Genomic DNA, 18,164 nt, shown 5'->3' on the forward strand with positions numbered 1-18,164 from the left:
CGGAAGCAGTGCTCGGTCGCGCTGCCGTGCCTGGTATCAGGCCCGGCCCAGCGGAACTGATGGGCCGTCGCCCGTCGGTCAGATGGCCTTCGGCTGGACCTGACGCTCGATAGCGTCGGCGATGCCCTGCCAGGCGGCGGCATAACCGATGGCGAGTTCAATGATGAGGTTCGCGCAGTGCGGCGGAACAGCCGTGGCGACCCAGGTCCTGTCGTCCGCGCTGACAGCATGCAGGTCGACCCAACGCAGCAGGCGGCGTCCCGCTTCGCTGAACCGCAGCGATGGATCCTTCTTCAGTCCTTGGAGCGTCGACAGCGGGTCTTTCGAGGACGCTGGCTCCGGAAGCCTGCGGGTCGCCGCTTTGCGGTTGACCTGTGCGGCACGCTGCCTGGCTGGCACGGGATCCAGCCCGCGTTGTATACGGTCGCGAACGTCCCGCGCGGTTCCGACAGCAATGCCGGCATTTCGGGCAACCTCGCGTAGCGAGGCGTTTGGTTTGCTCGCAATCACCTGGCTGGCTTTGATCCGCCCCTGGCTCGAATCGACGGGCCGAACGCGTCCGTCCCGCCCGATCCGCGACATCGAGGGGTGAGCCGTTGTAGACAGCCTTCGAACCGCGCCGATGAAGTCAGGTGACAGCCCCACGGCCTCCGCGACGGCCCGGTCCGACCACTCGGGGTGCTGATCCAGCACTCGCACGGCGGCGGCCCGCCGGTCCGCCAGCGACAACGGCAGACCGTGCGCGAGGTTCGCTCGAACCGCCTCCAGGAAAGCGTCCTCCTCGTCACCGTCGAAGAAGTCGACGGCGATTTCCGTATCCCCTCGTTTCTGCGCGGCGCGCAATCGATGGACACCGTCTACGATGCACATCGTCTGACGGTGCACCAGGATGGGGGGTAGTTCGACCCCGGACTCCAGCAGCAGTTCCGTGTGCTTGGAATTCTCGCCATTAATGCGTGGCGACGCGGCAACCTTGATAAGGTGTATCGGCACGGATGTGGGTAGCTCGGGTTGTCTCTGCGGCAATGCCATGATGGAGTTATGCATCTGGTCTGTAGGCTCACTCGAGAGACGCTTCGGCATTCGTTGACTCCTTGGCGACGCACCGACAAATCGACCCAAGTAATTGCACGGGTCGCATTGGCAGACCAGTTGAGGGGTCCGCTGGTTTCAGCACCAACGGGACAACACCCCCGTGCACGGCAGGAGTGCGTGATCACCCCCTGACTGATCACTACATGATCGCATCGTATGCCGCCCTCATCGCCTCGGCAAGGCATCGAACACGTTCGCTCCTCCGAAGGCTCGCCGGTCGTAGGCCGATCCTGGCGTTGCCGTTCGCCTAGCAACGGGGAGAAACTCCTGGTAAAGATATTGATCACCGTAATCGCCTCCAGAGCGGCGGCATGTCGTCCTGATGGCGGCCTCCAGCCACCCAGTCTCACCAAATGAGACCGTTCCAGCGCTAATCTATACGGTGGAAGGCGAGGGCCCGACGGCGATCACGTCGGCCACGAGAGCAACCGGCCAGGCAACGTACGCCCTTACGGTATCGAGGCGACCAGAGATGAGTGTGGGCACCGAAGCCGATTGCGCGGAGGCCCCACTATGCGGGTTCATGGCTGCTCGCCCACCAGGCAAAATCTCACTAGGCGGTCAAGACATCCAGGCGGTCGCCGTCGGCCCGCTAGCAGGGACGGACCGGAGTTACCGAGATCGCACCGCATGCACTCATACGGGTGCGGTCGTGCAACTTGAGCTCATCCACAGTTGCATATATTGGCTGTTCGGGCATATTCAATGTAAGCAAGGATGCGACGGATTTGCTCTGCCGGCTCGCAGTCGCAGAGCCATCGATTCCGGAATGCGCGGGCCAACGCCGGCCCGCCGCTGGATACCACAGCGGTGCCCCTTCACCAGGGAGGATAAACAGACGTGACATCTTTCGAGAAGAACCCCCGCACCGGTCGGGCGTCCTTGGCCGCCAACCGGCTCGCGCTGGATGGTGGCATCCCGGTCAGGCCGGCGGAGCGCCCCTGGCCGGCCTGGCCGGTCCCGGCGGTCGGTGCCGACGCCCTGCTGGCCCAGGTCCTACACGGTCGGCGTTGGACGATCACCAGCCCCGCCGGGGCGGAGTTGTTCGAGCGGAGGTTCTCCCGCATGTTCGCCGAGTACGTCGGTACCCGCCACTGCGTGCCGGTCGACCACGGGTCCAGCGCGTTGGTGGTGGCGCTCGAGGCGCTCGGCCTGGCGTACGGCGATGTCGTACTGGTGCCCGCGCTCACCTGGGTGGCCAGCGCAAGCGCGGTGCTGCGAGCCGGCCTCCTCCCGATCCTCGTCGACGTCGATCCGGGCACCGGCTGCCTCGCTCCCGACACCCTGGACCTCGAGGTGGAGCCGCGCGCGGTCGTCGCGGTCCACTGGTCCTGCGCGATGGCTGACGTACCGGCGATACAGCAGGTGGTGGCGCCCTTGGATATTTCGGTCGTGGAGGATGCGGCCCAGGCGCACGGCGCGCAGTGGCTCGGTCGCTCAGCGGGCTCTTTGGGCCGCCTAGGCTGCTTCAGCATGCAGCAGTCCAAGGTTCTTACCGCCGGTGAGGGTGGAGCCGTGGTGACCGATGATGAGGGTCTGGCGTCGTTGCTTCAAGAATTGCGTGCCGACTCGCGCCGCTACACCACGTCGAGCGACGCACCTCAGGGGTTGGAGCTGGAGGAGAGCGCCACCGTGATGGGCGCGAACTACTGCCTCGACGAATTCAGTGCGGCGCTGCTGTGCGCGCAACTCGGCGACCTCGACGCCCAGCACGAGGTGCGCAACAACAATTACGCCCTCCTGAGCAATCTCCTGGAGGACGTACCGGGTGTCCGGCTGCTGCGCCACCACCCGGACCAGACGCGACTGTCGATCTACGAGATCCCGCTGATATTCGACCCACTTCCCGACGGGATGACCAACATCAACATTGCGGACGCGTTGACCGCGGAGCTGAACACCTCGTTCTATCCGCCACGCGAGCCCTTGAACCGGAGCAAGCTCCTCCGGCCCTGGTCAAAGCCAACCCTGGCGCCGCTGGCCGAGCGATTCGCCGCCGAGCACCGCGACCGAGTCTATCCACATGCGGAATATCTGGTCCGACACGCTGTGCTCACGCATCACAGCACGTTACTGGGCGGCAAGCAAGATGTGATGGATATTGCTGACGCGGTGACGAAGGTGGTGCACAGCACGTCCTGAGGTCCCTCCTTCTCGGCAAGGTGGCGGATATCGACCGGTTGTCACCGTGCCCTCGCCATGACGAAGCTGGTCGCAGACTCGCGCTGGTAATGCTGCACGCGAGCGCGGGTGATGTTGCCGGACCGTCGCCTCATTGCAATGCCATATGCAGCGACAGATATCGAGATCGCACGGACATCGCATCCATAGCGCGGATGACGCCCTGACGTGAGAAGGACAGACAATGTGCGGAATTGCTGGATGGGTTGACTGGAGTCGGAACTTGGCGGAGCAATCCAGGGTTGTCACGGCCATGACGACCACGCTGTCATCGCGCGGTCCCGACGCCTTGGAGATCTGGCTGTCCGAGCACGCCGCGTTCGGACACAGCAGGCTGGCCGTCGTAGACATCGAAGGCGGCCGCCAGCCGATGCAGCGGATCGCACGGGGTGGCGACCCTTCGGTCATCACGTTCAGCGGTGAGATCTACAACTTCCAGGAGCTACGGCTGGAGCTGCGAGCGCACGGGTGGCGGTTCACGACCCGTTCGGACACCGAGGTGCTGCTGACCGCGTATCTACAGTGGGGACGCGAGTTCGCCCAACGGCTGAACGGAATGTACGCCTTCGCGATCTGGGACGCCGAAACGCGGGAATTGCTGCTGGTGCGAGACCGGCTCGGCATCAAGCCGCTGTTCTATGCGCGCGTGGGCCGGGGTCTGGTGTTCGGGTCCGAGCCGAAGGCGTTGCTCGCGCACCCCGACATGCGCGCCGAGGTTGATCGTGTGGGCATTGCCGAGCTGACGGTGCTACCCCGGGCCAGAACCCCCGGTGTCAGCGTGTATCGCGGCATCCACGAGGTCCGGCCAGGGTGTCTGGTCGTCGCCGACGACGGCGGCGTCCGTGAGCAACGGTTCTGGGAGCTGACGGCCAGGCCGCATACCGACGGGTTCACGTCCACAACCGACCGGGTCCACGAGTTGCTGACTGATATCGTCGCTCGACAAATCGTGGCGGACGTGCCCGTTGGCACACTGCTCTCTGGAGGCATCGACTCCAGCGCTATCACAGCCATGGCCGCACGGGAACTGAACGGGCAGCTGACGAGTTTTTCGGTCAGCGTCCCCGTGGCGGCTCCGGGATCGGATTCCTGGCGCCCGAGCCAGGACGACCCGTTCGCAAAGCTGGTCGCTGAGAAGCTCGGCATCGAGCATGTGGTGACCGAGATTTCTGCGGACGATCTGGTCACCGGCATCGACCGTGGCCTCCGGGCCCGGGACGCACCCGGCTGGGGCGATCTCGACACGTCGATGTACCTGCTCTTCAAGGCGGTGCGGGAGCGATGCACCGTCGCGCTGTCCGGCGAGACCGCCGACGAGGTATTCGGCGGTTATACGTGGCAGCTCGACAGTGACTATATCTCGCATCCGTCGTTTCCCTGGATGTACGGCCGGCGCCAACCCGACATCCTGCTGCGCGACGACGTGCGGCGCGAGATCGACGCCGATACCTACGAGGCCGATCGTTACCACGAGGCATTGACCGAGGTACCGGTGCTGCCGGGCGAGAGTCCCGAGCGGCGGCGGCAGCGCGAGGTCTTCCACCTGGGGCTGACCCGGTGGCTCAATGGGTTGCTCGACCGCAAAGACCGGATGAGCATGGCCGTCGGCCTGGAGGTGCGGGTGCCGTTCGCGGATCACCGGCTGGCCGAGTACCTGTTCAACGTCCCAACCGAGCTGAAGACCCGCAGTGGCGTGGCCAAGGCGCTGCTGCGCCGGGCAAGCGCCGATCTACTTCCGAACGAGGTGGTGAACCGTCCGAAGAGCGCATACCCGGCGAGCCGCGGCAGCGATCACCTCCGCCGCATCCGGGGCCAGGTGCGCGACCTCCTCAGTGAGGCGAACGCCCCAGTGTTCGACCTGCTGGACCGGGAGCGGGTCCGCACGATGGTCGCGGGCGATCTCAATTCGCTGCCGGGACCGATCACCGCGGCGACGCCAGCGATCGGGCTCACGTATCTCCTTGAGATGAACAGGTGGTTGGAGCTCTATCGGGTCCGGATCGTCGCGTGATGCGGGTGGCTCAGCGTGTGGCGAGGTTCTCGGACACGAAACCGAGGAGTTCATCGATTCCGGCCTCGACGAATTCCCAGTCATGCCGGCCGGGCCGTTCCCGATACACGAAGGGCATCTTGCGGGCCGACAGGGCGTCGCGCATGTTCCGGTTCATGGCGATCGTACGGGAAAAGTCCTGCAGACCGACGTCGAGGTAGAACACCGGCACCGGGTCATCCGGACCCAACTCCCGAAGCAGGCGATACGGGTCGTACGTACGTCGCACGTCGCTACCGACGGGTCCCCAGACCCGCTCGTGGTCGGCGACGGTGGGCATCATCAGCCGCTGGTCGTGGCGATGCCGATGGTAGGGGTCGCCCTCGCGCAGCGGCGCCTCGAAGGCTCCACCGTTGCTGCCCGCGGCGCAGAACACATCACCGTGCCTCAACGCCTGGAAGAACGCGGTGGCTCCCCCCATCGAGAACCCCGCGATCGCCCGACCCGCTCGATCAGCCACCGTGTTGAAGTGGCGGTCGACGTAGGGCACCACCTCCTGCAGGAGGTAGTCCTCGTACCTGCGTCCGCGGGCGTCGTTGATGAGCCACGAGCGCCCGGACTCGGGCAGCACCAGGATCAGCCCCAGGTCGCTGGCACGGGCGGCAAGGCTGGGACACCGGAACCAGCTTGTGCGGTTTCCCCCGAAGCTGTGCAGCAGGTAGAGGACTGGGCAGGGCCTCCCCAACAAGGAGTAGGTCGGCGGCAGCGCGACGGTGATCGACTTCTGGCGTTCGATGGATTCGCTGAACCAGGTCTCGGTGAGAATCTTCATGGCTGCATGTCGCTCTTCGTCCTCAGATCGTCGACCAACGCCCGTCGGTCGATCTTGGCGGTCGAGGTGCGGGGCAGCTCGGCCACGACATACAGCCGCTCCGGCACCATGTAGCGCGGCAGACTCGCCGCACAGCGCTGGCGGAGTTCTGCCACGTCGCATGGCATCTGGTACGGAACGACGTACGCCTCGATGTGCTTTTCGTCGTCGTCCCCGACCGCAACGGCGGCGACCTCACGCACGGTGTCCGCAGCGGCGGAAAGTACCGCCTCGATCTCGCCCAGCTCGACCCGGTGGCCACGCACCTTGACCATGTCGTCGCTACGGCCGCGGAAGATGAGATTCAGGTCGTCGTCGAGGCGCACCAGATCGCCTGTCCGGTATGCCGCCAGCGGCTCACCGTCATCCTGGGAGACAGCTATCGTCTTGGACGTGGTCAGCGCCGGGTCGCCCCAGTAGCCCCGCATGTTGGAGTCACCCGCCACGCACAGTTCACCGGTGGTGCCGGGCTTGAGCGCGAGTGGGGCGCCGTCGTGGTCGACGACGAAGACGGTGGCGTAGGGGCAGGGGCGACCGATGGGTAGGGGCTCGGTGCGGCCCGGCGCCACGTCGACCGCGCGCACCTGGTGGTAGGTGCATACGTTGGTCTCGGTGGGGCCGTACAGGTTGTAGAGGCTGGCGGACGGGAGAAGGGCGCGTAAGGCCCGTACTTGCGCGATAGGGAAGGTTTCGCCGGCGAACAGCACTACCCGCAGCGACGACTCGCTTAGCAACGCACTGTTCTTCGCGCTCACCATGCGTGCCAAGGCGTTGGGAACCGAATACCATACGTCGATCCGTCGCTCGACGACGAACCTGTTCAGCACGCCGCCCATGCCGACGTGGCTCTCCGGCACCAGCACGAGGCAGGCCCCGGCCCGTCCAGTGGCGAAAACATCCAGGGTGGACAGGTCGAAGTGCAACGGTGCCGACCCCGCGACCCTGTCCGTATCCCGCAGGCCGAACTCCGCCACCGACCAGTCCACGAACGCCAGGCCGTTGCCGTGGGTCAGCGCGACACCCTTTGGCATCCCCTGGGAGCCGGAGGTGTAGAGGATGTACGCGAGGTCGTCCGAGCCGCGCGGGACTACCCGGGCCGGCAAGGATTCGCCATCGAGCGTGTCACCCCACGAGATGACGCCGGGCCGCGTCGGAGGATCGGCGCCGACGCACACTACCGAGAACTGGAGCTTCGCCAAGGCTGGGTCTTCCAGCAGCCAGAGCACCTGGTCGTCGTGGCTGATCACACTGGAAACCGCACAGTCGGAAATGATCTTGCGTGCACGTCCAGGCGGAGCACCCGGATCAATCGGGACATAGACCGCGCCGGCCTTTAGAACGCCGTACAGCGCCACGATGGACTCGATCGACTTTCGCAGCCAGATCGCTACCCGGTCCCCCGGGGCCACGCCCAGCTCCGCCAGGGCGCCGGCCAGCAACGAACTCCGCCGATGCAGATCGTCATATGTGATCGATTCTGCGTGAAACTCGACCGCCGGCGCCGTCGGTCGCCGTTCGGCCCAGAACTCCAGGTGATCGGTCAGATTGCTCATCGTTCACTTCGCTTCCGTCATTCTTCGGCCAGGTCGTACCAAGACGACTAGCGATGACCAGGCGTTGGAGGTCGGAGGTGCCCGAGGAAAGCGTCGCGCCGTACGCGTCGCGCAGGTGGCGCTCCACCCGCCCGTCCACGGTGTAGCCGAGCGCACCGTAGATCTGCATCGCATCGGAGAGGATCCCTACGGCGGCCTCGCTGACGTAGAGCTTCGCCATTTCGGGATAGATGCCCGGATCCCGCCCGTCGAGTTCGCTTGCCGCCCGGTAGGTGAGCATCCGGGACACCTCCCAGCGGATGCGCATGTCGACAAGCCGGTTGGCCACAGCCTGGAAGGAGCCGATGTGCTTGCCGAACTGGCGCCGCCTGCGGGCGTGGAGGACGCACTCCTCGATCTCCCGTTCGAGCACGCCCAGCCACGGCGCGACAAGCAGCGCCCGTTCCCACGACATGGTCTTGGCGAAGATGCTGCCGCCCTGCTTCTCCGCGCCTAGCCGGCGGGATGCCGGGATGTGACAGTCGACGAGGTCGACGATGCCCCACGGGGCCGTGCGCAGGCCCAGCTTCTCGCTGCCGACGCGCACGGATAGACCCGCGTCGCCCCGTTCTATCAAAAAGGCGGTGACGCCGGTGAAGCCGAGCCGCGGATCGACCGTCGCGTAAACGACGAAGACGTCCGCGATCGGGCCATTGGTCACGTAGACCTTCTGCCCGTTGAGCCGATATCCCGCTCCGTCGCGCATAGCAGTCGCGGTGAGGGACAGCGCGTCAGAACCGCTGCCGGGCTCGCTCATCGCGTTGGCGCCGATCAAGCCGCCGGCGGCCAGGCCCGGCAGGTAGGTCCGTCGCTGCTCGTCGTCACCGAATAGCCAGATAGGTACGGCAACCGCGAGTACGTGCGCGCCGACCGACATCATCAACCCGTTGTCGACGCCGCCGTACCCCATTGCCTCCATGGCCCGGACGTAGGCGACCGGACCGTGGCCGCCACCGCCGTACTCTGTTGGCAGCAGGAGCCCGTGAAGCCCGCCTTCCGCGCAGCGCAGCCATTCCCGGTGACTGAACTCGCCAGCTCTGTCACGGACGGCAACATCTTTGTCCAGGACGCCCTCGCAGAGCCTTCTGAAATGGTCATACAAGTCATTGTGCGTATCGTCCAGTTCGAACCGCATTAGACTCCGTCCATATCCATTCCTAACGATCAGCCTAGGCGGACATGCCCCACTTGAGGAGTCGAACGGGTGCTGTTCAACTGTCGGGGCCGCCTGGGTCCCTAGCTGCTCGAGCCAGTACGACATCGACCGTCCCGGATGGCGCGTCGCGGTCTGGAGGTACGAAGGAGCCCATGATCGACTAGTGGGCGATGGCCAGAAGCTGTCGTGTTGGCACGCCCCGCGCGGGCCCGCCTCGACCTCCTCACCTCGGTGTCACGCTGCGCTGGACCGATTCGCTCGACGCCCCCCCAGCGAAGCACGCGGGAGGAAGACGCGATGTGTGCCGCTTGCCGCCCGAACCGGTCCTCTCCAGCGCACCGACGAGGGTTCAACTGTCGGCGCCCGACAGTTGAACAGCGCTGCGAGCAGCGAGTTGCCGCTGTACGACCTGAGCGGAGTTTTGCTTCGACAGGCGCTCGCAGCCGCGCGAAGACTGTTCGGGTGCGCTTGTTCAATGCCCCATTTGAACGCTCTACTTCTCGCAGCGAGGTGCAGCTATGGTGATTTGCGCGGACGACGGAGCGGCAAGGCAGGTCGGCGGTCGTACGCCAGAGCCGGTCATGGTCTAGCCGGCCTTGGCCGATCGAAATCCTTGGTCGGGCCAAGAGCCGGGAAATCCTGAAGAGGGGTGACCTCGTGCAGTACATGTTTTTGAACGGTCAAGTGGCGATCATGGTCCGGTATTGCGTGGAACGCTACGAACAGGTCGACGGCGGTGCCCGAATCGACGTCCGCCGGGCCGAACCATATGAGGGCCACAAGCATCGTGAAGGTGCCCATGGCTACCGTGTCCTGCCGGTCGGCGACGGCGGCATTTACCGCATCGACCTCTCAATCCGTCTGGACGACGGCAGCCGCGAGCAGCGGTATCACCACCATCCCCACTTCCAGGATGGTGACGTGGGCCCACGTGCCTACGACGAAGGACTCGCCGCCGACCCGGTCGGGTGGAGTGAGCGCCAACTCCGCAATCTTCCGAAGTTGCTCACGGAGAAGGGCTACCCGGAGCTCGCCGAGTCGATCGATATTCACGAACTCGAGAAGGCCATGCCGATGATTCGGATGGCGATCGAGTCGTCACTTCAACCTTGAGCCACGGGCACGGGGCCGAACGGAGTGAACAGGCGATGGCGCCGCTCGACGAGTTGGCCGGCGGGCTCGTCGCCGGAGACCTTGTGGCAGACCCGGATCGGATGGCGGAGTTCAGTCGTGACCAGGCGAATGACGCTGTGGTCGGTGGCCCGCTTTGCCTCGTGGTCGCGCGATGCGCCGAGGACGTCGTCAGCACACTGACCTGGGCTACCCGTCATCGGGTGCCCGTGGTGCCACGAGGCGCAGGAACCGGCCTGGCCGGCGGTGCGAACGCCGTTGACGGATGCGTCCTGCTTTCGCTGGATCAGATGAACGCGATCACCGAACTGTCTGTCGAAGACCGGCTTGCGAAGGTCGAACCGGGCGTGGTGACCGCTGACCTGGCGCGAGCGGCGGCTGAGCACGGCCTGCTCTACGGCCCTGATCCGGGCAGCGCCGAGCGGTCCACGCTGGGAGGCAATCTGGCCACGAACGCGGGTGGCTTCCGGTGCATCAAGTACGGAGTCACGCGCGATTCGGTACTGGCCCTGGACGTCGTGCTGGCCGATGGCCGGCGCATTGCCACAGGCAGCCGGGCCACCAAAGGGGTAACCGGCTACGACCTGTCGAGCCTGTTCGTGGGCTCGGAGGGGACGCTCGGTGTCATCGTGGGTGCCACCCTTCGACTGCAAGCGAAGCCCAGCACTCCCCCGGTCACGGTCGCCGCCTACTTCAGTGATGCCACCGCAGCCGCGCGAGCATCGGTGGCGGTGGTCCGGGCGGGACTCCGGCCCAGCATGATGGAGCTGGTAGACGAGGTCACGCTGCGCGCTCTCCAACAGTGGCGGCCGGTGCCGCGGCCGCAGCCGGATGTCGCACTGCTGCTCGGGCAGGCGGACACCGCTGATGCCGCAGCCCGGCTGGCCGGGGTGTGCCGGGACACGGGTGCGCTGGCCGTCGTGGTGACCGCGGACGAGACGGAGGCGCAGGCGCTGCTGGATGTCCGCCGACTCGCCCTCGGCGGCCTCGAACGGCTGGGCCGAACGCTTGTCGAGGACTTCGTCGTACCCCAGTCCCGGCTGCCTCAGATGACGACAGAGATCAGGAGAATTGCGGACGAATACGGTGTGTTCGTAGGGACCGTAGCGCACGCGGGCGACGGGAACCTGCATCCGACATTCTTGTACGACCGGGATGCGGACGCGGTTCCTGAACGGGTATGGGCCGCGGCCGACCAGATGTTCGGGATAGCACTCGGACTCGGCGGGACGCTGTCCGGCGAGCACGGTGTCGGGGTACTGAAGCGCCATTGGCTGCGGGCCGAGATCGGCGATACCGGAATCGGTGTTCACGATGCCATCAAAAAGGCTCTGGACCCGCTGGGGATCATGAATCCCGGCAAGGTCCTTTAACTATTGGGAGAGCGGGCACATGCACGACGCCGAGACGAACAGTGACGACCCACGTGCCAAAGAGGTGGCGGATAGGGTCAAGGACATCGTCATCCACGTGCTTGAGCTGCACGTCGACCGTGCGCAGTTGACTGATGACGTCCCGCTTTATTCGTCGGCGCTGCGACTGGATTCGTTGGCCCTACTCCACCTGCTGGTGAGGTTCGAGCAGGAATTCGGGATTGAGATCGACGATGAAGATGTCATGAACGCTGAACTCCGGGACGTGGGAAGCCTGGTCGAACTAGTCCGGGGACTGGTCGAGACCACCGATCACGTGAACGGCAAGAGGTTGTAGCATGAAGGCCCCAAGCGATGTGTTTCCCTTGGACAAGGACCAGGTACCCACCCACTGGTACAACATTCTGGCGGACCTCCCGATAGATGTGCCCGGTCCTCAGCGCGCCCCGCAGGCCGACAACGGGACGGTTGGTGGCGACAGTGCCGTCCGCCCCCACCTTCCCCTGTCGCTGTACCGGCAGAGCACGAGCAGTACCAGATTCATTGAGATACCCGAACCCGTCCGGGCAGAGTACCAGCGGTGGCGGCCCACTCCGCTGGTCCGGGCGACGAGGCTGGAGAAGGCGCTCGACACTCCCGCGCGCATCTACTTCAAGCACGAGGGCACCAGCCCGGCGGGTAGCCACAAGCTGAACACCGCTCTAGCGCAGGCGTACTACTACCAGCGCTCCGGGATTCGTGAAGTGGTGACCGGGACCGGGGCGGGGCAGTGGGGTAGCGCTCTCGCCATGGCCTGCCGCCCCTATGGCCTCGATGTGACCGTGTTCATGGTGCGCAGCAGTTACGAGCAGAAGCCCTACCGGGGCACTCTGATGCGGCTCTACGGTGCAAACGTTATCGTGAGTCCCAGCGATCAGACCGAGGTCGGCCGGAAGGCGTTACGGGAGAATCCCAGCTCTCCGGGCAGCCTTGGTATTGCGAACGCCGAAGCCATCGAGTACGCGAGCAAGCGCTCCGACGCGCGATTCTCTATCGGCAGTGGTGAGAACCATGTGCTGATGCACCAGACCGTCATCGGCGAGGAAGCGCTGGCGCAGATGGAGCTGGCTGGTGATTTTCCCGACGTCGTGATCGGCGCTATGGGCGCCGGCAGCAACTTCGCTGGACTGTCGTTTCCCTTCTATCGGGTGGCACAGGCAGAGAACAGGTCGACCCGTTTGGTGGCGGTAGAGCCGGATGCCTGCCCCAAAATGACGCGGGGACGGTATATCACGGACCATACTGACTTTTCAGGCGTGACGCCGATGGTGAAGATGTACACGCTGGGCCGCAGGTTCTCGGCATATCCCATACACGCGGGCGGCCTGCGCTACCACGGCGCGGCGCCGATCATCAGCGCGATGTACCACGAGGGCTTGGTCGAGGCCGCCTCCTACGCGCAGTCCGTCGTGTTCGACGCCGGCGTGGGATTCGCCAGAGCCGAGGGGATCGTGCCCGCGCCGGAGTCCGCGCATGCCGTACGGGCAGCCATCGACGAGGCGCTGGCGGCACGTCAGCGGGGCCGAGAGCACGTTGTGCTGTTCAGCCTGAGCGGACACGGTCTGCTTGACCTGTCGGCGTACGAGAACCACTTGGCGGGCAACACCGTGGACGTTGCGCCGACCGACGAGGAGATCCTCGCTTCGTTAAGGGCCAGCGGGGCCTGACTCATCGCGCGAGCAAGCACGCACAGGGTCTCAGGAACGAACGGAGGAGCTCAGTATCGTGCCCCAGTCACCTCCCCGGTCCCTGTCGGACGTCATCGAGCGGGCGACCGCCGCGGCCGGCGGCGTTCCCGGGACCGCGGCAGTCGAGGTTTGCCTGCGCCCGCGCCGTGACGTCATCCCGCAGCCGTCCTCGATTGCCGAGCCGGTGCCGGTGGCCTCGGACGACCTGCCCCTTGCGGATGTCGACGGTGGCCCGTTCACGGTACCCACGACAGCGCCCGCCACCCTGACAGCGGCGTTGGTGCGGGCAGCGAACAGCGCGACCCGCCGCGGCACCACCTACATCTGGGCGGACGGCAATGAGGATCGGCAGACCTACCGCGACCTGCTGGACGACGCGGCCCGGGTACTGGCCGGGCTGCGGGCGCGCGGCGTTGTTCCCGGCGACTCGGTCCTGTTGCACTGCGACGACAACCGCAACTTCGTGACCGGATTCTGGGCGTGCCTGCTCGGTGGCTTCGTGCCAACTCCAATCGGCGTCGCGCCGACGTACCGGTGGGCGAACGCCACGACTCGGCGGCTGCACAACGCGTGGCAGTTGCTGGATCGCGCACCGATCCTCACCGATGCGGCCCTGGCACCGCAGATCGGCGATCTGGGCGGGTTGTGGGGCGTCCCGAGGGTCGAGATCTGGGCGCTGGAGGACCTGCGGGCCGATGCTCCGGCGACCGACCTGTTCCCCGCCGATCCCGACCACCCGGCTGTCCACCTGCTCACGTCGGGCAGTACAGGCGTGCCGAAGTGTGTGCGTCACTCGCACCGGACCGTGCTCGCCCGGGCATACGTCAACCAGGCCGTCAACGGATTTGGCCACGACGAGGTCACCCTCAACTTTATGCCGCTGGACCACGTGGCCGGCATGGTGATGCACAACGTTCGCGACGTCGTCCTCGAGTACGAGCACGTCAACGCGCGCACCGACAGTTTTCTCGCCGACCCGCTGCGCTGGTTCGACTGGATCGAGCGCCACAGGGTAACCAACACCTCGGCGCCGAACTTCGTCATCACGCTGATCACCCAGCTCGCCGAAGAGGTCAAGCGCCGCCGTTGGGAGCTGTCGACCCTGCGGGACATCACGAACGGCGGCGAGGCGATCGTGAGCCGCACGATGCACAGGTTCCTGCGGCTGCTGGCGCCGAGTGGGCTGGCACCGGACGTGATGCGGCCCACCTGGGGCATGTCGGAGGTGTGCGGCGGTGCCGTGCACTCGACCATGCACCGAGACGATGAATCCGTTGGCGTCATCACGGTCGACGCCCGCACCATGGCAGGTCGGCTGCGGCCGCTGCCCGGCCCGACCCAAGGTCATCCGACCTTCGTCGAGGTCGGAACTCCCGACCCGGGAACTCGAGTGCGCATCGTTGACGATGCCGGCAGCACCCTGCCTGAGCTGCACGTCGGGCGGCTACAGGTGCGTGGGATCACCGGCATGGTCGCCTATCACGGCAACCCTGCGGCGAACCGTGCGGCATTCACGGACGACGGTTGGCTCGACACCGGTGACCTCGGGTTCGTATACCGCGGGCGGCTGGTGGTAACCGGGCGTGAGAAGGATACGGTTGTTATCCGCAGCCAGAACTACCCCTGTCACGAGATCGAGTCCGTGGTGGAGGGCGTAAAGGGCGTTGAGCCCACGTTCGTCGCGGCGTGCAGCGAACACGCCCCAGAGACCGGGACCGATGAGCTGATCCTGTTCGTCGTTTTCGCCACGGACGACGTTGACCGGCGGGCCGCCGTAGTGCGGGACATCATCGCCCGGCTCTCCCGGGAGATCGGGCTGCGACCTCGCCGCATCGTGCCCGTGCCGCGGGTGGCGTTTCCGAAGACCTCCGCAGGAAAGATCGAGCGGAGCCGACTTCGAGATGAGTATCGCTCGGGAGCGTACGACGAGGTGCTCGTCACCCTTCCGGCCCTGTCCGACGACGACGCCAAGGATCTCGGCTTGTTTGTGCCGACGTGGCTGCCGCTCCCGGTTGAGCTTGGTCCACCGGCTGATGGCCCCTGGGTGGTGATCGACCACGCGGACCTCGCCGAGCGTCTGAGCGCCGTCGTCGACGTTCCGGTGATCACGGTCCGGGCGGGCGTCGGGTTCGAGCGGCGTTCACGGACCGACTACGTGGTCGACCCGGCCGACGCCAACAGTTACGCGGCGGCCCTGGCCGCGGTGCGGCATCAGCACGGGGCGGTCGGTGCGGTGGTGCACGGTGCCGTGGCGACCGGACCCGAGGACCTCGCGCTGTCGGTGTGCCGCCTGCTCCGCGCGTGTGGGGATGGGGAGGTTCCCGTGCTGGTGCTGACGTGGAATGCCGCCGCGACGAGCGACGGGGACACAGTGGACCCGACGCAGGCGGTCGTTACCGGCCTTGTTCGCACGGCGAACGCCGAGTACGGGAGCAAGCGGGTTCGGCACCTCGACCTCGATCCGACGGACCAGGACCCAGTGCCCGCCGTCGTGGCTGAACTCGGCTTGCGCGTCGATGACGAGGTGGTGGCCTACCGCAGGGGTGTCCGCCTCGTGCGTCGGATCCGACCACTTGACACGGCGACGGCAGCCACCGGCGACGGATTCCGACGCGGCGGGGTCTATCTGGTGACAGGCGGACTCGGCGACATCGGCCATCGGGTCGCGCGGCACCTGCTCACGCGGCACCGAGCGAAAGTGGTACTCGTCGGCCGGTCCGAACCGACGGGCGAGCGAGCCCGGCGCCTGGTCGAACTAGCCGCGACCGGCGACGTGCTGTATCACCAGGCCGACGTGGCGGAGGCACCGGCCGTGCAGGCAGCCGTGACAGCAGCGGAGGCCCGCTGGGGAAGGGCATTGGACGGGGTCCTGCACCTCGCGGGCGCCGATATCTCGCGTAACTGGCGGCACCCTGAGGACCACCTGCTCTCCAACGAGGACCCGATCGAGTTCCGCCGGCTGTTCCGGGCGAAGGTGGCGGGAACTCGATCTTTGGCCCGGGTCTTGCACGATCGACCGGACGCGTCGCTTCTGCTGTTCTCCTCGCTCAACGGGCACTTTGGCGGCACGGGATTCGGAGCCTATGCCTCGGCAAGCGCCTTCCTACCCGCCTTTGCCGAATACTGGCGGAGACAGGGGCGCAAGGGGCAGTGCCTCTCGTGGAGCCTCTGGTCCGACACCACGGGCAGCGGCGTGAGAAATGCGGCGCTGACGCGGCTCGGCTTCCGGCCCCTCGCCGCGGAGCAGGCGTTGGACCTGCTCGTATCCGCCATGGCAGCTACGGTTCCGCACATCCTGATCGGTCTGGACGGAAACAACGCGCACATCGCCCGCGAAACGGATCCGCGCGTGCTCGACGATCTGGAGGTGCTGGTACGCCACCGCGGATCGAGCGACGCGGACGTCGCGGTGGCGGTGCGGGGTGCGCTGGGCGATGGCGTTGCGGTCCGGGCGGAAAGAGTCGCGACCGACCGGGAAGTCCGACCTGAGGGTGACGCAGAGGCCGGCACGTCGCTGGCAGACGCAGTCGTGGACGCCCTCGTCGAGTTGTGGCGCGGCGAGCTCCGAAACACGTCGGTGGAACCGAGGCAGAGCTTCTTCGAACTCGGCGGCAACTCGATGACGGCGATCCGGCTTGTCGGCCGGGTCAACGACCGCTTCGGCACCCGGCTCGTCGTACAAGACCTTTACGACTGTCCGACAGCTCAGGAAATGGCAGCCGTGATCCGGAGCCAATGGGGTGAGCCATCGTCTCGTTCAGGGCCGAGATAGATCCGCGCGAGTGGGAGTGTCGCGATGACGGTACGAATAGGGATCATCGGCGCCGGTGTGATGGGGACGGATCACGCTCGGCTGCTCGCCGGCGTCGTCTCCGGTGCCGCGCTGACCGCCGTGAACGACCTGGATCAGCGGCGCGCGGCAGCAGTCGCCGAGAGCGCCGGGTCGGCGCGGGTACTGGCCGACCCGATCGAGTTGATCAACGACGACACCGTCGACGCGGTCGTGGTCGCGTCGACCGATCCGACACACGAGCGGTTCGTGCTGGCGAGCATCGACGCGGGCAAGCCAGTGCTGTGCGAGAAGCCACTGGCTCCCACGATCGAGGCATGCCTGCGGATCCTCGACGCCGAGGTGGCGTACGGCAGGCGGCTGGTGACGGTCGGATTCATGCGCCGCTACGATCCAGGCTACGTCGAGCTGAAGACGATCTTGGACTCCGGCGGCATCGGCTCGGCGCTGGTGCTGCACTGCATCCACCGCAACGTGTCCACGATCCCGGGCCTGTACAGCGGTGACGTCATCACGAACTCAGCCGTCCACGAGATCGACCTGGCTCGCTGGCTGCTGGACGACGAGATCGTCGCAGCCAGCGTGCACAAGCCCAGGCCCAGCCGCGCCGGAGGCGGCACCCAGGACACGCAGATCCTCATCCTAGAATCCGCCAAGGGTGTGCTCGTCGACATCGAGGTGTTCGTCAACGCGCGATACGGCTACGACGTTCGGTGTGAACTCGTCGGCGAGGAGGGCTGCGCGTCACTCGACTCACCGCCCGCGATCGAGCTTCGCTGGGCCGCGGCGGCCAGCCGTGGTCTGCCGGGCGACTGGCGGCCCCGCTTCGCCGAGGCATATCGCCGCGAGCTGCAAGACTGGGTCGACGGCTTACGCGGCGACCTGGCTTCCGATGGCGCCGATGGCTGGGACGGCTACTCGGCCACGGCCATCGCGCACGCCTGCGTGATCGCGCTGGAAACCAACGCCCGCCAAGAGGTGAAACTCGTCGCCAAGCCCGACCTGTACGACCGAACCGCCAGCGACGGCGACTACCGCACCCGACCCGCTGGCCGCCCGGCTCGCTCGGAGCCGATGTTTGGCCCCACCCCCCGGGTCGAGTTAGACCTCGGGCCAAGATCACGGAGTACGGATGCCCTCACCGGCAATTCGGATGGTTCCTTTTCAGGATAGAGGCCCCGCCCTTTCGGCGAAGATGCTCCTTTGAGGGTTGTGAGGCGCTTTTATGACGCGCAGCAATCCATTACGCTATCAATCG

General features: G+C 66.2%; 12 protein-coding genes. 8 read left to right on the plus strand and 4 right to left on the minus strand.

The features are described 5' to 3' along the window. Positions 1-78 precede the first annotated feature (78 nt). Positions 79-1,083, minus strand: coding sequence for a transcriptional regulator protein (locus AB0J86_RS05115; protein WP_363852765.1), 1,005 nt, complete (start codon positions 1,081-1,083; stop codon positions 79-81). 852 nt (positions 1,084-1,935) lie between these two features. Between AB0J86_RS05115 and AB0J86_RS05120 the strand changes: the two genes are divergently transcribed. Together AB0J86_RS05120 and asnB are read left to right on the plus strand one after the other, a co-directional pair. Continuing rightward, positions 1,936-3,237, plus strand: a complete 1,302-nt coding sequence (locus tag AB0J86_RS05120; RefSeq protein WP_363852767.1) for a DegT/DnrJ/EryC1/StrS family aminotransferase — start codon at positions 1,936-1,938, stop codon at positions 3,235-3,237. A 223-nt stretch (positions 3,238-3,460) separates the two neighbouring features. Then, complete coding sequence (asnB, locus tag AB0J86_RS05125; RefSeq protein WP_363852770.1) at positions 3,461-5,287, plus strand: asparagine synthase (glutamine-hydrolyzing); 1,827 nt, start codon at positions 3,461-3,463, stop codon at positions 5,285-5,287. A gap of 10 nt (positions 5,288-5,297) precedes the next feature. Here the strand turns inward: asnB and AB0J86_RS05130 are convergent, their stop codons facing one another. Genes AB0J86_RS05130 through AB0J86_RS05140 form a run of 3 tightly spaced genes read right to left on the minus strand, consistent with a single transcriptional unit; the run spans position 5,298 to position 8,864 of the window. Next, positions 5,298-6,098: an alpha/beta hydrolase family protein gene (locus AB0J86_RS05130; RefSeq protein WP_363852772.1), complete on the minus strand. Its 801-nt coding sequence runs from the start codon at positions 6,096-6,098 to the stop codon at positions 5,298-5,300. Beyond that, positions 6,095-7,690 carry an amino acid adenylation domain-containing protein gene (locus AB0J86_RS05135; RefSeq protein WP_363852775.1) on the minus strand — a complete coding sequence of 532 codons (1,596 nt, stop codon included), beginning with the start codon at positions 7,688-7,690 and terminating at the stop codon, positions 6,095-6,097. Before AB0J86_RS05135 ends, AB0J86_RS05130 begins: the two co-directional genes overlap by 4 nt. Then, a complete protein-coding gene (locus AB0J86_RS05140; protein ID WP_363852778.1) occupies positions 7,599-8,864 on the minus strand; it encodes an acyl-CoA dehydrogenase family protein in 1,266 nt (421 codons plus the stop codon). Before AB0J86_RS05140 ends, AB0J86_RS05135 begins: the two co-directional genes overlap by 92 nt. 678 nt (positions 8,865-9,542) lie before the next feature. Between AB0J86_RS05140 and AB0J86_RS05145 the strand changes: the two genes are divergently transcribed. The 6 genes from AB0J86_RS05145 to AB0J86_RS05170 are packed head-to-tail and all read left to right on the plus strand — an operon-like array spanning position 9,543 to position 18,079. Continuing rightward, the gene (locus tag AB0J86_RS05145) at positions 9,543-9,998 is read left to right on the plus strand and encodes a hypothetical protein (RefSeq protein WP_363852781.1); all 456 of its coding nucleotides are present in this window, start codon (positions 9,543-9,545) and stop codon (positions 9,996-9,998) included. Between the two features lie 35 nt (positions 9,999-10,033). Further along, on the plus strand, positions 10,034-11,389 hold the full coding sequence (locus AB0J86_RS05150; protein WP_363852784.1) for an FAD-linked oxidase C-terminal domain-containing protein: 1,356 nt from the start codon (positions 10,034-10,036) through the stop codon (positions 11,387-11,389). Between the two features lie 19 nt (positions 11,390-11,408). After that, a complete protein-coding gene (locus AB0J86_RS05155) occupies positions 11,409-11,726 on the plus strand; it encodes a phosphopantetheine-binding protein (RefSeq protein WP_363852787.1) in 318 nt (105 codons plus the stop codon). 1 nt (position 11,727) lies between these two features. Beyond that, positions 11,728-13,095: a TrpB-like pyridoxal phosphate-dependent enzyme gene (locus tag AB0J86_RS05160; protein WP_363852789.1), complete on the plus strand. Its 1,368-nt coding sequence runs from the start codon at positions 11,728-11,730 to the stop codon at positions 13,093-13,095. A gap of 58 nt (positions 13,096-13,153) precedes the next feature. Then, on the plus strand, positions 13,154-16,888 hold the full coding sequence (locus AB0J86_RS05165) for an SDR family NAD(P)-dependent oxidoreductase (RefSeq protein WP_363852792.1): 3,735 nt from the start codon (positions 13,154-13,156) through the stop codon (positions 16,886-16,888). Between the two features lie 24 nt (positions 16,889-16,912). Next, positions 16,913-18,079 (plus strand): Gfo/Idh/MocA family oxidoreductase, encoded by a 1,167-nt coding sequence (locus AB0J86_RS05170; RefSeq protein WP_363852795.1) that lies wholly within the window; start codon positions 16,913-16,915, stop codon positions 18,077-18,079. Positions 18,080-18,164 lie beyond the last annotated feature (85 nt).

The organism is Micromonospora sp. NPDC049559 (genome assembly GCF_040676675.1).
GTDB lineage: Bacteria > Actinomycetota > Actinomycetes > Mycobacteriales > Micromonosporaceae > JBFAPK01.

Bases quoted from the DNA above. Each gene is read 5' to 3' on its own strand.
- AB0J86_RS05170 (WP_363852795.1), top strand. From the start codon at position 16,913: ATGACGGTACGAATAGGGATCATCGGCGCCGGTGTGATGGGGACGGAT.
- AB0J86_RS05135 (WP_363852775.1), bottom strand. From the start codon at position 7,690: ATGAGCAATCTGACCGATCACCTGGAGTTCTGGGCCGAACGGCGACCG.
- AB0J86_RS05140 (WP_363852778.1), bottom strand. From the start codon at position 8,864: ATGCGGTTCGAACTGGACGATACGCACAATGACTTGTATGACCATTTC.
- AB0J86_RS05130 (WP_363852772.1), bottom strand. From the start codon at position 6,098: ATGAAGATTCTCACCGAGACCTGGTTCAGCGAATCCATCGAACGCCAG.
- AB0J86_RS05115 (WP_363852765.1), bottom strand. From the start codon at position 1,083: ATGCCGAAGCGTCTCTCGAGTGAGCCTACAGACCAGATGCATAACTCC.
- AB0J86_RS05155 (WP_363852787.1), top strand. From the start codon at position 11,409: ATGCACGACGCCGAGACGAACAGTGACGACCCACGTGCCAAAGAGGTG.
- AB0J86_RS05150 (WP_363852784.1), top strand. From the start codon at position 10,034: ATGGCGCCGCTCGACGAGTTGGCCGGCGGGCTCGTCGCCGGAGACCTT.
- asnB (WP_363852770.1), top strand. From the start codon at position 3,461: ATGTGCGGAATTGCTGGATGGGTTGACTGGAGTCGGAACTTGGCGGAG.
- AB0J86_RS05160 (WP_363852789.1), top strand. From the start codon at position 11,728: ATGAAGGCCCCAAGCGATGTGTTTCCCTTGGACAAGGACCAGGTACCC.